We start from the raw sequence: 12,927 nt of genomic DNA, 5'->3' as shown, positions 1-12,927 counted from the left end.
CTTTAAACCCATTGAGGGTCGCACTTAGAAAGTACGACCAATTTCAAATTGGATATTTTTAGTATTATCACCGTCTTTTTCATTTAACGGATAAGCATAGCTGAGAGATAGTGGCCCAATCATGGTAATCCAGGTAAAACCTGCACCTATGCTATAACGCATATTACCTGCATCAAAGCCGAAGTTATCTTCGCAATATTGTTTCGCATTGACTTGAGTATTAGTCGAATCCAGATATAAGTTTCCTTTTGGAATATCACACTGAGTATCAAACACTTGTGCACCTTCAGCAAACAGTACTGGGCGAACTTGGCGTGTCCAATCCCCTTTAAATGGTAAAGGTAGTGCCAGTTCGGTACCAAATTGTACTAAAGCATTACCACCGACTTCTTCCGGATTATAATCTTTAGTTCCTGACTCATTATAAGTAACACCAGGATATCTAGGACCTAATGTACTGTTGTCATAACCACGTACTGAACCAAAACCACCGGCATAGAAATTTTTATAGAATGGCAAGTCGTTACCATAACCCAACTTACCATAACCACGTAATACAAAGCCCTTACCTAAAGGCTGGAAGGCTTGGGCATCATAAGTAATTTTTTGATATTCCACATCACTGCCTGGTAATGCAATTTCACCATTCACACGATGTGACATACCTGATGTCGGGAAAACAGGACGGTTCAAAGTATTATAAGACCAACCTAAATTAAGGTTATAGGTTAGGAAATCACCATTAAACTTATTATCAAAAGTTACTTCCTGGCCTGTTGGGCAGTTATATAGGCCTGTAGACGGATCAAGAACAGTATCTACATTACACTTTGTATCCGAACCAGTGGCTTTACCACCATTCGCTAGCAAATAGTCACGAACATAAGTAGATACATAAGGACCGGTAGTCACTTCTGTTTGGTCAATATTTAGACCTGCACTGATACTCTGGTTCTCATCAATTGGATAACCGAAGTTGATACCACCACCAAAACTGTCGGTTACATAGTTATTGACGTTATAGTTATTATCCAGCTTGGTTTTACGGTAATACATGTTATAACCGCGACGGACACCATCAATGGTGAAGTATGGATCAGTCACGCTTAAATTATAATAATCTTGTGTTTCTGAACGCGACAAGTCAATTGATACCGCATTACCTGTACCCAAGAAGTTGGTTTGACTTAAGCCCGCCTGGAAGGTTACACCACCACTTTGCGAGAAACCGACTGCCAGTGTACTGGTACCTGAATGCTGTTCTTCAACATTGACATTCAAATCAACCTGGTCAGGTACATTCGGAATACGTGCCGGTTTAATATCGACTGTTTTAAAGAAACCTGTACGTTCTAGACGAACTTTAGATAAATCAATTTTTTCATTGCTGGCTAATGCACCTTCCATCTGCCGCATTTCGCGACGTAATACCTCATCGGCTGTTTTGCTATTACCGGTAAAGTTGATACGACGCACAGTGACTTGCTGCCCTGGATTAATATAATAGTTTAAATCAACCAGTTTGGTTTCTTTATTGATTTCAGGAACGACATTCACTTCAGCATAGTAATAACCGGCATTACCATACTTACGCAGTAAAAGCTGCTTGACCGCATTGACTTTTTCTTGAGAATAAATGTCACCATCTTTATAAATTTGCAGTGCTTTTAATTCTTCAGGTTTGTAAAGTGCATCGCCCAGGAACTTGCTTTGTCCAAATTTAAATTGTTCGCCTTCATCTACAGCAACTTCGACAAAGATATTCTTTTTATCTTCACTCAAGTTCAAACTTGAGTTGGTGATATTGAAATTGATATAACCCTTGTTTAAATATAAAGCACGCAAAGCTTCAAGGCTGGCAGCCATCTTTTCACGTGCATAGCGATCGTTACGGGTAACAATCGAACTCCAACCACTTTCTTTCACAGCAAAAGCTTGCTTGATATCGCTTTCTTTAAAAACGGTATTGCCAATAATATTGATATCAACAACTTTAGCTACCTTACCTTCAACAAAGTCAACAGTTAAATCAACACGATTATTGGGTTTGGCAGTCGTGATGACCTTAACATCGGCATCATAACGCCCTTGCTGCATATACTGCTGTTCAAGCTCGGTTTCAATGGTTTGCAAAGCAGATTTTTTCAAAACCTCGCCTTCTGCAATCCCCATTTTTTTCAGCCCTTCTTCCAGGGCTTCTTTAGGGATAAGTTTATTTCCCTTAAACTCAACCTTTGAAATAACCGGGCGTTCTACCACGCTAAAAACAAGCGTATCTGCTTGTTGAGATGCCTTGATATCATCAAACAGGCCAGTGGCATACAAGGCACGAATCGCATTTGCAATGATCGCATCATTAACCCGATCGCCAGCATTGACAGGCAACACTCCATAAACATTTTCTGGCGTTAAGCGAACAAGTCCATCAATTTTGATATCGCGAACAATGAATTCATCTGCTGCATATACTTGTTGTACTGCTGCCATTGCACTAACGAGTGCCAAAGGCATAAATAAATGTGTGTGCTGCATGCCAGTCTTTTCCGATGTTAATTTATTACATATTTACGTTGTTATAAACGCATGAAGTCATTGAATAGTGCAAGGAGCATCATGCTACCGAGCAGTACCATACCAATTTTTAAACCAAACAATTGTATTTGTTCAGAAACAGGTTTACCACGAATTAGCTCAATAACATAGTAAACCAAGTGTCCACCATCAAGCATTGGTATAGGCAATAAATTTAAAATACCTAAACTCACGCTCATTAAGGCCATAAATGAGATAAAGGTTTGCCAACCCATTTCCGCACTTTGCCCTGCTACCTTGGCAATGGTGATCGGTCCAGATAAATTATCCAGCCCAATTAAACCACGGACCATTTTAACCATCGAGTTCAAAATCATACCTGAAATTTGGCCGGTTTTATCAACAGCCATCACCAGTGCTTCAGTCGGGCTGTATTGAATGGTTTGCTTATATTCTTCGGGAATGGTTATTTTTCCAGAGGTACTTTGTACACCAAGCATACCTGAAACATTACCCATGCTATCACGCTTGGCTTGTGGCATCACCTGTAAATGTAGCAGCTGATTTTGACGTAATACATCTATTTTTAATAATTTTTCTGGAGAAGCCTGAACAACTTGAACAACATCGAACCAGTCATTCATTTTCACGCCATCAATGGCCACAATTTTGTCGCCTTCTTTCATCCCCTGACGAATAGCTGCACCACCTTCACTCAGCTTGCTGACCACGGGAGCAATATATGGACGATATGGCATAAAGCCCAAACTATCCAATGCAGACTGGTCTTGATTTTTTAAGAAGTTCTGGATAGGCAAGTAAAAGGTTTGCAACTGACCGTGACGGTCTGCCTGAATTTCAATAGAACCGGTTTCACCAACACGATCCACCAAGGCAAAATTTAACTTTTCCCAGGTTGTGACTTGCGTTCCATCGACTGTTGTAATTTTGTCACCAACCTGCATTTGAGCTATAGCAGCCGGGGTATTTGGCAACACTTTACCTACACGGGTGTTCAATTGTTCTTGCGATGGAATAAACAAAACCCAGAACAATAACACGGCAAAAACCAGATTGATTAACGGCCCGGCAGCAACAATTGCAATCCGTTTCCAGGGATGCTGACGGTTGAATGCCTTAGGTAAATCCTCTTCAGCAACGCTGCCTTCCCGTTCATCAAGCATTTTGACATAGCCACCTAACGGCAATGCTGAAAGCTGATATTGAATGCCCGATTTTTTAGAGGTCCACTTGACTAAGGTCGGCCCAAAGCCAATCGAATAAACTAAAACTTTAACACCCAGTTTACGCGCAACAATATAATGTCCAAACTCATGAATCGCAATGAGCGGTCCAAGAAGTAAAATTGCTGCCACAATCATAAACAAGGCACTCATGTTTTAGCTTCCTTTATTGATGACAATTTGCTGGGCAGCAGATCGAGCCATTTGATCGACTTGTAAAATACGCTCAATCGACTCTGCAGCGCCCCCTTCAACCTGATTTAAAGTCTGTTCGACTACCTGAGGAATTTCTGTAAAGCCAATGGCACTTTTCAAAAAGGCAGCAACAGCAATCTCATTGGCAGCATTTAGAATCGCAGGTGCCAAACCACCCGTTTGCATGACCTGACGTGCAAGTTTTAATGCTGGAAAACGCAGTGTATCAGGTTCCTGAAAATCGAGTTGCTGATTGACAAACAGGTCGAGTGCAGGAACATGGGTTTGAATACGCTCTGGCCATGCAAGTGCATGCGCGATTGGCGTACACATATCAGGATTGCCCATTTGTGCCAAAGTCGACCCATCCACATATTGAACCATAGAATGAATGATACTCTGTGGATGTACCACCACTGTTACAAACTGTTCTGAAATTGCAAAGAGATGACAAGCTTCAATCAACTCTAAACCTTTATTCATTAAAGTTGCTGAATCTACAGAGATTTTTTGCCCCATCGACCAGTTAGGATGTTTGCAGGCTTGTGCAGGTGTCACATTCTGTAATTGTTCGAGACTATGATTGAGAAATGGCCCGCCAGAAGCTGTAAGTAAAATACGGGAGACGCCCTGTTTAGGCTGACCGTTGCGCTCTGTTTGGAAATAATTCGAAGGTAAGCACTGGAAAATAGCATTATGCTCAGAGTCGACCGGAAGCAATTCGGCCTGATAATCACGTGCAGCCTGCATCATGATATCACCCGACATCACCAGCGCTTCTTTATTGGCCAGAAGGACACGCTTACCTGCTTTAACAGCAGCCAAGGTCGGCAATAAACCCGCAGCACCCACAATGGCTGCCATCACCACATCGACATCTGCATGTTCGGCAACAGCGATCAAGCCCGCCTCATCAGTCAAGATTTCAATATCTGTTAAAGACTGTTCATGAAAATATTGCTGTAATTCTTTAACTCGACTGGAAGGAACAACCACAATTTTTGGTCGATATTGTTTGCATATTGCAACGAGTTCCAAAATTCTGCTATGCGCCGTGACTGCAAAAACAGAATACTTTTCAGGATGCTGTTGCAGAACTTTTAAGGTACTTTGACCGATTGAACCCGTTACACCTAATATACAAACAGATTGTGACATCTATAAATCTACACCAATAAGTTTTAAAACATACATGCCTACAGCAAAAATTGGAGCAGCAGCAAGCAATGAATCAATGCGGTCAAGTACGCCACCATGTCCTGGCAGAATACGACCTGAATCTTTAATTCCAGCGCGTCGTTTAATCATGGACTCAAACAAGTCACCAAGAACCGAACTAAATACGGTAATCACAGATAAAATTAGAAATAAGATATGCTGTGCCAGAGTTAAATCCAAATAAAGGATTTCTACCGCGACCACAATCAGCATGGCAGTAAAAATACCACCATATAAACCCTCTACTGATTTATTTGGACTAACATCTGGAGCAAGTTTTTTCTTGCCAAGTTTACGCCCAACAAAATAAGCACCGCTATCTGCACCCCATACCAGTAAAAACAGGTACATAAGCCACCATGGCGAGCTATGCCATACAGAGAAAATTGCGGTGACTGCAGCAGAAACTAAAATAAATCCGATAATCTTTAAGCTGGAATTGTACCATCCATCATAGTCTGGATACGATTTAACCCAAAAAATACTGCAGATCCAGCAAATAATGGAAGCTGCCCAAAGTAGCAGAGCAATATCATTAAAATATAATGCTAAAGTTGCTAAAGCGGCAGTAGCAAATCCATAAACCCAAGCTAAAGGCTTAATAAGATTTTTATTCTTTCTTGGCATAAGCTTAAACCACTCATACCCTGCAACCCCTGCTGCAACAATCATCAGCATAAACATTGGATACTGAGACTGTGTAGCAAACATACAACTCAGTACAACTGCTACCAATACCAATGCGGTTATAATCCGCTCTAACATTTATTAATTCTCAAGTTTCTCTTGTTGGATTTGCTCTGAAGTTTTACCAAAACGACGTTCACGTCCAGCAAAGACCGCGAATGCATCATCTAATTCTTCTACAGTAAATTCAGGCCACAAGGTTGGGGTAAAATATAGCTCAGCATACGCGGCTTGCCAAAGTAAAAAATTTGACAAACGATAATCACCCCCTGTACGAATGAGTAAATCTACAGCAGGCAAATCGGCCATGCAGACGTGTTGCCCAAAAAGCTCCACGTCAATATCTTCAACCGCAACTTTTTTCGCCAGCACATCTGCTGCAATCTGTTTTGCAGCCTGAGCCATATCCCACATACCACCATAACTGATGGCAATAGTTAAAGTCATGCTGTCGAACTTAGCAGTCCTTTGTTCAGCTTGCAACATTAACTCGCGCAAACGGTCGGACAAACGTGAACGGTCACCAATAAAACGTAAGGCAATATTGAATTTTTCCATCCGTGGCAATTGCTCATGAATGGTTTCTTCCAACAGTAGCATGAGCAAATCAACCTCAAACTGAGGGCGATTCCAGTTTTCACTGGAAAATGCAAAAACGGTTAGCGCTTGAATCTGATTTTTTCTACAGTGTTCAACAATCGGATCCAGGACATTTTTTCCTTCACGATGTCCTGCACCTTTTTGCATTTGCTTTTTTTTTGCAAAACGATTGTTGCCATCCATGATGATGGCAACATGTTTTGGAAGAAGCATATTATCTTCTGATACGGTCATTCAATCTTAGACCTTCATCAATTCAGCTTCTTTAGCAGCCAGACGTTTTTCAACTTCAGCAACAAATTTATCAGTGATTTTCTGAATGTCATCACCTGCACGACGCTCATCATCTTCAGAAATTTCTTTTTCTTTCAATAATGCCTTGATGTCACCCAACACATCACGACGAATGTTACGAATGGCAACTTTGGCATTTTCAGCCTCATTACGTGCAACTTTCTGCATATCACGACGTGTTTCTTCAGTCAGTGCCGCCATCGGTACACGAATCGCGTCAGCCGTAATTGGGTTCAAGCCCAAGTCTGATTCACGGATCGCTTTATCAATTGCAGAGACCATTGAACGTTCAAATGGCTGAACAAGCAATGTACGCGAGTCTTCAACCCCCACGTTCGCCACCTGGTTTAATGGCACATCCGAGCCATAGTAAGGAACCATAACACCGTTCAGGATGGATGGATGCGCGCGTCCTGTACGAACCTTGGCAAAACCATGCTCCAAAGACTCAAGCGTCTTGTTCATACGGTCTTCAGCGTCTTTTTTAAGATCGTTAATCATGTGATCTTCCTTACTTAATTCTAAGAGATGTAATAACTAAATAGCGTGTAGTATAAAGAGCTTTCAGGCTCACGTACATTAATTCGTAACGTGAGTACCCTCTTTTTCACCCATCACCACTGAAAGCAATGAACCAGCTTTGTTCATGTCGAATACTTGAAGTGGCACGTTATGGTCACGACATAGGCAAATCGCGGTTAAATCCATCACACCTAATTTTTCATCAAGTACCTGATCGAAAGTCAGTGCTTCGTATTTCACAGCATCATCGTATTTGCTTGGGTCTTTATTATAAACACCGTCCACTTTAGTCGCTTTCAAGATCAGGTTGGCTTCAATTTCGATACCACGTAAGCAAGCTGCCGTATCTGTGGTAAAGAATGGATTACCTGTACCAGCAACAAATACGCATACTTCGCCTTGAGTTAAATGACGAATCGCATCACGGCTTGAATAAGATTCAACCACAGCACCAATTGGCAGTGCTGACATTAAGCGGGTTTTAATGTTACGGCGCACTAAAGCATCGCGTAATGCTAGACCATTCATTACTGTAGCCAACATACCCATCTGGTCACCGGTTACACGGCCAACCAGACCATCTTTTTGCAATTGGCTACCGCGGTACAGGTTACCACCGCCCACTACGATACCCACTTGTACGCCTAAACCGACCAAGTGCGCAATCGCTAGGGACATTTGATCAAGCACAGTGGCATCAATACCCATATCTTTGTTTCCGGCAAGTGCTTCACCAGAAAGTTTCAATAAAATACGTGCATAACGGGGCTTTTTTGAGTCCAACATCAGGAAATCTCCAAATCTTCCAATATCTAAAATTTTATTCGTCTATTTTTATGACAGATCAAGCTGATTTAATGCGAATCAACTTTGCATACAAGTCATATTCATCGGCATCAGTAATTTCCACTTCCAGCAAATCACCCGCTTTAATCTGACTTTTATCAATATCTTCTACAAAGACATTACCGTCAATTTCAGGCGCATCGGCATAAGAACGCGCAACCGCAACCGGAAATTCATCTTCCAAATCATCGACCAGCACAGTCATGGTTTGGCCAATACGTTTTTGCAGTTTGGCTGCAGAAATTTCCTGCTGCACTTGCATGAAACGTTCATAACGCTCTTGCTTGATTTCTTCCGGTACATGGTCTGGCAAATCGTTGGCAGTTGCACCTTCAACTGGTGAGTAAGTAAAGCAACCTACGCGATCAAGCTGAGCTTCTTTGAGCCATTCCAATAGCATTTGGAAGTCTTCTTCTGTTTCGCCAGGGAAACCCACCACAAAAGTTGAACGAATCACCAAATCTGGACATTTTTCACGCCACAATTTTAAACGCTCTAATGTATTTTCACTGTGCGCTGGACGTTTCATCAGTTTCAGGATTTTAGGGCTAGCATGCTGGAAAGGAATATCCAGATAAGGTAGGATTTTACCTTGTGCCATCAAATCAATGACTGCATCCACATGCGGATATGGATAGACATAATGTAAACGTACCCAGATGCCTAATTGACCCAATGCCTCACACATATCGTAAAACTTGGTTTTAACCGGCTGGCCATTCCAGAAATCGAGTTTGTACTTCGTATCTACACCATAAGCGGAAGTATCCTGAGAAATCACCAGTACTTCTTTCACGCCTGCACGCTTGAGCGCTGCTGCTTCTTCAAGTACAGAACCGACCTGACGTGATACCAGGTCACCGCGCATGCTTGGAATAATGCAGAAGGTACAACGATGATTACAGCCTTCTGATATTTTTAGATAGGCATAATGTTTAGGGGTTAAACGAATACCCTGCTCCGGAACAAGGTCAATAAATGGATTATGTTTTGGTGGTTCAGGCACGTACTGGTGTACGGCTTCCATCACTTCTTGATATGCTGCAGCACCCGTCACTTTAAGGACATTGGGGTGCATCTGGCGAATTTTTTCTTCATCTTTACCCAAGCAGCCGGTCACAATCACACGACCATTTGCACTCATGGCTTCGCCAATTGCATCTAAAGATTCTTGTACTGCAGATTCAATAAAACCACAGGTATTAACAACTACTAAATCAGCACCATCGTAATCCGATGCTACATCATAACCTTCAGTCTTCAACTGAGTTAAAATTCGTTCGGAATCTACCAATGCCTTAGGACAACCTAAAGAAACAAAACCGACTTTGGGGGATTTCATGAATCTGCGCTCCACTATAATGCGCGTATTGTATGTCTTTTCCAATCATAAAAACAGGTGGAATCCCGACTCTTTGTATTACGCACCAAAATACGGCTATATTTTTAGCAAATAATTCAAACGCACCATTTTGGTTCACTAATAATTATATTTCTATTACTATGAAATTGGAATTCTGTTATCAAAAACAAAAAAGCACAGTTTTATAGCGGCAGAATTTATATTTACCCCCATGCTCAAAGTTGGCGTGCATTTTGCTTTATTTCGACCACGTTTAACTCGTTGAATGTCCCATAACAGGGAGAAATGAAAAGAAGTGCAGATGCCATTGCGCTATTTTAATACAGGATGCTTTCGCAAATGGATCAACCCGTCGCTATCGACTATCGCCTTTTAGTGGATAATTTAACCACTGCAGTTTTATTGGTCGACAGTAACCTGAATATTTTTTATTTAAATTCTTCTTGCGAATCCTTGTTCGACATCAGTTTACTGCGGGCGGCGGGACAGCCGGTGTTAAATTTGCTGCATATGCCGGATGATGAGTTCAATACTAAAGAAGCCTTACTCAATACTTTTACAACCGGACAGCCCTATACCCGTCGTGAAGCCACGATTAGTGTCAATTTTAAAGATATTCATGTCGATTACACCGTATCTCTGATTAATTCACAGAAACCCTATCATCCTCTCCTCTTGATTGAGCTGAATCAAATTGACCGGATGCTGAAAATATCCAAAGAAGAAAACCTGATTCAGCAGCATCAGGTAGCACGACAACTGATTCGTGGTGTCGCCCATGAAATCAAAAACCCCTTAGGCGGCATTCGTGGCGCTACCCAATTACTGGCGCGCAGCCTGAATGACCCGCAATACAAAGAATTTACCGACATTATTATTAGTGAAGTAGACCGTTTGCGCAATCTGGCCGACACCATGCTCGGCTCCCGCCAGCTACCAAGTTATGAACTGGTCAATGTGCATGAGCCTCTGGAACGTGTACGTTCACTGATTACCAACCAGACCAAAAAGAAAATCAAAATTACCCGCGACTATGATTTGTCCTTGCCTGAAGTAATGGCAGATCGCGACCAGCTGATTCAGGTCATGCTCAATATCAGTGTCAATGCCGTACAGGCCATGATGGAAAACAGAGAATTCTTTGTTGATCATCAACCGGAACTGATTTTAAGAACCCGGATTCAGCGTCTGGTCACCATTAATGGGGTGTTAAAGCGTTCTGCGGTCCGTATTGATATTGAAGACAACGGTCCAGGCGTTCCAGAAGAAATTTTAGAATCGGTATTTTATCCACTGGTCACAGGACGTGCTAAAGGCACCGGACTGGGCCTGAGCATTGCACAGAATATTATGCACCAACATAACGGAATGATTGAATGCCAATCCGTTCCAGGAAAAACAGTATTTAGCTTATATTTACCTTGGGAGTCTAACCATGTCGCGAAATAAAATATGGGTCATTGATGATGATCGTGCCATGCGCTGGGTTTTGGAAAAAACCTTCAAAGAAGAAGGCTTTGACGTGACCAGTTTTGAAGAGGCACAGTCTGCACTGGATCAGCTCAGCATAGATGCACCTGATGTTATTTTAACTGACATTCGTATGCCTGGCATCGATGGTCTGACTTTCCTGGGCAAAGTCAAAGGCACCCATCCTGATTTACCGGTCATTATCATGACCGCGCATTCAGATCTGGAATCTGCAGTATCCAGCTATCAAACCGGTGCTTTTGAATATCTGCCAAAACCCTTTGATATTGATGAAGCACTGGCACTGGTCAACCGTGCCATCCTGCATATTGCCAAATTACAGCAGCAAGAATCTGCCAAAGTCACCCCAGCCATTCAATCGACTGAAATTATTGGTGAATCTCCTGCTATGCAGGAAGTGTTTCGTGCAATTGGCCGTTTATCCCAATCGCACATTACCGTATTGATCAATGGTGAGTCAGGGACTGGTAAAGAGCTGGTCGCGCATGCGCTACACCGCCATTCGCCACGCAGCAGCAAACCTTTTATTGCCTTGAATATGGCAGCCATTCCTAAAGACCTGATTGAAACCGAACTTTTCGGTCATGAAAAAGGTGCTTTTACCGGTGCCAACTCACAGCGCCAAGGCCGTTTCGAGCAAGCCAATGGTGGCACACTGTTTCTAGATGAAATTGGTGACATGCCATTTGAAACCCAAACTCGTTTACTGCGTGTTCTGGCAGATGGCGAGTTCTATCGTGTCGGTGGACATATCCCGGTGAAGGTCGATGTACGTATTGTTGCAGCAACCCATCAGGATCTGGAAAAACTGGTGCATGACGGACGCTTCCGTGAAGACTTGTATCACCGTCTGAATGTGATCCGCATTCATATTCCAAAACTGGCCCATCGTCGCGAAGACATTCCTATGCTGGCGCAGCACTTCTTGGCTCGTGCGGGTAAAGAATTGGGTGTCAATCCTAAAATCTTGCGCCCTGAAACCCAGGAATATATGCAACAGCTACCCTGGCAAGGCAACGTGCGTCAGTTAGAAAATACCTGTCGCTGGCTGACTGTCATGATTACCGGACGTGAAGTTTATCCTGAAGACCTGCCTTCAGAACTGAAACAGATTCCAATTCAGCGCTCAGCTGAAGACGCACAACCACACAACACCTTTGACCGTATTTCCCTTCATCATTGGGATGAATTATTGGGTCAATGGGCCATCCAGAAACTAAAAAATGGTGAAATGAAAATTCTGGACATTGCTACACCAATGTTTGAACGCACGCTAATTACTGCCGCTTTGCAGCAAACCCGCGGGCGTAAACGTCATGCAGCTGAATTACTAGGCTGGGGACGCAATACCCTAACCCGCAAATTAAAAGAGCTAGGCATGGACACTGCTGATGATGATGTAGAAGAAGAAATCGAAAGCTAAACTTTTCCACCCATAAAAAAGCGCCTAAAGGCGCTTTTTTATTATTGTATTTTCACCTAGTAAATACTTACGCAGTAAAACCCACATAACGAAAATATCCTTCAGCCCCCAGATCAGATTTAAAAATCAGATAATCGGGATACGTAGCTTGAATAATTTCGGCCCACATATTCACCTGGTCATCATGGGCATGTAGATCATCTACAGAGCGCAGCATGGTATGCTCGAATTCATCCGTGATATATTCAAAGCCAATATCCATAGCGATAAACAAGACATGTTCACAGGGTTGTATATATTGTTCTTCAGCCCAATTGATCACGTGCTGCTGACAGTGTGGACATTGGATATTATCTGTGGCTTGAATATCGAGTTCGATCAGTTGATAGCTCATAACATTTTAAATTCAGTTTTGTATCCGACTATATTAACAAACTCAAGTAAAGTGAATGCTTAAAATACTTAACAAAAAAAGGGAATCCTCAAAATTCCCTTTTTTATAGCCTTATGCT

The 12,927-nt window shown here is 42.3% G+C and carries 11 protein-coding genes; 2 read left to right on the top strand and 9 right to left on the bottom strand.

What is annotated here, in order from left to right:
- Nucleotides 1–24: 24 nt before the first annotated feature.
- From bamA to rimO, 8 genes are all read right to left on the bottom strand, one after another.
- Nucleotides 25–2,532 (bottom strand): outer membrane protein assembly factor BamA, encoded by a 2,508-nt coding sequence (bamA, locus tag ABJ384_RS06395; RefSeq protein WP_349929542.1) that lies wholly within the window; start codon nt 2,530–2,532, stop codon nt 25–27.
- Between the two features lie 41 nt (nt 2,533–2,573).
- Entirely contained in the window at nt 2,574–3,929 is a 1,356-nt protein-coding gene (gene rseP / locus ABJ384_RS06390; RefSeq protein ID WP_349929541.1) for an RIP metalloprotease RseP, read from the bottom strand.
- A 3-nt stretch (nt 3,930–3,932) separates the two neighbouring features.
- Nucleotides 3,933–5,129: a 1-deoxy-D-xylulose-5-phosphate reductoisomerase gene (gene ispC / locus ABJ384_RS06385; RefSeq protein WP_349929540.1), complete on the bottom strand. Its 1,197-nt coding sequence runs from the start codon at nt 5,127–5,129 to the stop codon at nt 3,933–3,935.
- Nucleotides 5,130–5,954: a CDP-archaeol synthase gene (locus tag ABJ384_RS06380; RefSeq protein ID WP_349929539.1), complete on the bottom strand. Its 825-nt coding sequence runs from the start codon at nt 5,952–5,954 to the stop codon at nt 5,130–5,132. It abuts the gene before it with no gap.
- A 3-nt stretch (nt 5,955–5,957) separates the two neighbouring features.
- Nucleotides 5,958–6,710: a polyprenyl diphosphate synthase gene (gene uppS, locus ABJ384_RS06375; protein WP_349929538.1), complete on the bottom strand. Its 753-nt coding sequence runs from the start codon at nt 6,708–6,710 to the stop codon at nt 5,958–5,960.
- A gap of 6 nt (nt 6,711–6,716) precedes the next feature.
- A complete protein-coding gene (frr, locus tag ABJ384_RS06370; RefSeq protein WP_092819386.1) occupies nt 6,717–7,271 on the bottom strand; it encodes a ribosome recycling factor in 555 nt (184 codons plus the stop codon).
- Between the two features lie 78 nt (nt 7,272–7,349).
- Nucleotides 7,350–8,078: a UMP kinase gene (gene pyrH, locus ABJ384_RS06365; protein ID WP_086196397.1), complete on the bottom strand. Its 729-nt coding sequence runs from the start codon at nt 8,076–8,078 to the stop codon at nt 7,350–7,352.
- A 58-nt stretch (nt 8,079–8,136) separates the two neighbouring features.
- Nucleotides 8,137–9,480: a 30S ribosomal protein S12 methylthiotransferase RimO gene (gene rimO, locus ABJ384_RS06360; RefSeq protein ID WP_349929537.1), complete on the bottom strand. Its 1,344-nt coding sequence runs from the start codon at nt 9,478–9,480 to the stop codon at nt 8,137–8,139.
- Nucleotides 9,481–9,840: 360 nt separating this feature from the next.
- On the opposite strand from rimO, the gene glnL reads away from it, so the two are divergent.
- Complete coding sequence (gene glnL / locus ABJ384_RS06355) at nt 9,841–10,950, top strand: nitrogen regulation protein NR(II) (RefSeq protein ID WP_349929536.1); 1,110 nt, start codon at nt 9,841–9,843, stop codon at nt 10,948–10,950.
- Nucleotides 10,937–12,415 (top strand): nitrogen regulation protein NR(I), encoded by a 1,479-nt coding sequence (gene glnG, locus ABJ384_RS06350; RefSeq protein ID WP_349929535.1) that lies wholly within the window; start codon nt 10,937–10,939, stop codon nt 12,413–12,415. The genes glnL and glnG overlap by 14 nt, the downstream gene beginning before the upstream one ends.
- Before the next feature lie 67 nt (nt 12,416–12,482).
- Here glnG and ABJ384_RS06345 read toward each other — a convergent pair whose 3' ends face one another.
- A complete protein-coding gene (locus ABJ384_RS06345; protein ID WP_086196401.1) occupies nt 12,483–12,809 on the bottom strand; it encodes a hypothetical protein in 327 nt (108 codons plus the stop codon).
- Nucleotides 12,810–12,927 lie beyond the last annotated feature (118 nt).

This window comes from Acinetobacter sp. A1-4-2, from assembly GCF_040233925.1.
Lineage (GTDB): Bacteria > Pseudomonadota > Gammaproteobacteria > Pseudomonadales > Moraxellaceae > Acinetobacter.
The sequence above is the reverse complement of the archived record's forward strand: the minus strand, read 5'-3'. Positions and strand labels throughout refer to the sequence as shown.

What these genes read in the sequence shown, in the direction of transcription:
- rseP (WP_349929541.1), bottom strand. Translation starts at nt 3,929, where the DNA reads ATGAGTGCCTTGTTTATGATTGTGGCAGCAATTTTACTTCTTGGACCG.
- pyrH (WP_086196397.1), bottom strand. Translation starts at nt 8,078, where the DNA reads ATGTTGGACTCAAAAAAGCCCCGTTATGCACGTATTTTATTGAAACTT.
- ABJ384_RS06345 (WP_086196401.1), bottom strand. Translation starts at nt 12,809, where the DNA reads ATGAGCTATCAACTGATCGAACTCGATATTCAAGCCACAGATAATATC.
- ispC (WP_349929540.1), bottom strand. Translation starts at nt 5,129, where the DNA reads ATGTCACAATCTGTTTGTATATTAGGTGTAACGGGTTCAATCGGTCAA.
- frr (WP_092819386.1), bottom strand. Translation starts at nt 7,271, where the DNA reads ATGATTAACGATCTTAAAAAAGACGCTGAAGACCGTATGAACAAGACG.
- glnL (WP_349929536.1), top strand. Translation starts at nt 9,841, where the DNA reads ATGGATCAACCCGTCGCTATCGACTATCGCCTTTTAGTGGATAATTTA.
- uppS (WP_349929538.1), bottom strand. Translation starts at nt 6,710, where the DNA reads ATGACCGTATCAGAAGATAATATGCTTCTTCCAAAACATGTTGCCATC.
- ABJ384_RS06380 (WP_349929539.1), bottom strand. Translation starts at nt 5,954, where the DNA reads ATGTTAGAGCGGATTATAACCGCATTGGTATTGGTAGCAGTTGTACTG.
- bamA (WP_349929542.1), bottom strand. Translation starts at nt 2,532, where the DNA reads ATGCAGCACACACATTTATTTATGCCTTTGGCACTCGTTAGTGCAATG.
- rimO (WP_349929537.1), bottom strand. Translation starts at nt 9,480, where the DNA reads ATGAAATCCCCCAAAGTCGGTTTTGTTTCTTTAGGTTGTCCTAAGGCA.
- glnG (WP_349929535.1), top strand. Translation starts at nt 10,937, where the DNA reads ATGTCGCGAAATAAAATATGGGTCATTGATGATGATCGTGCCATGCGC.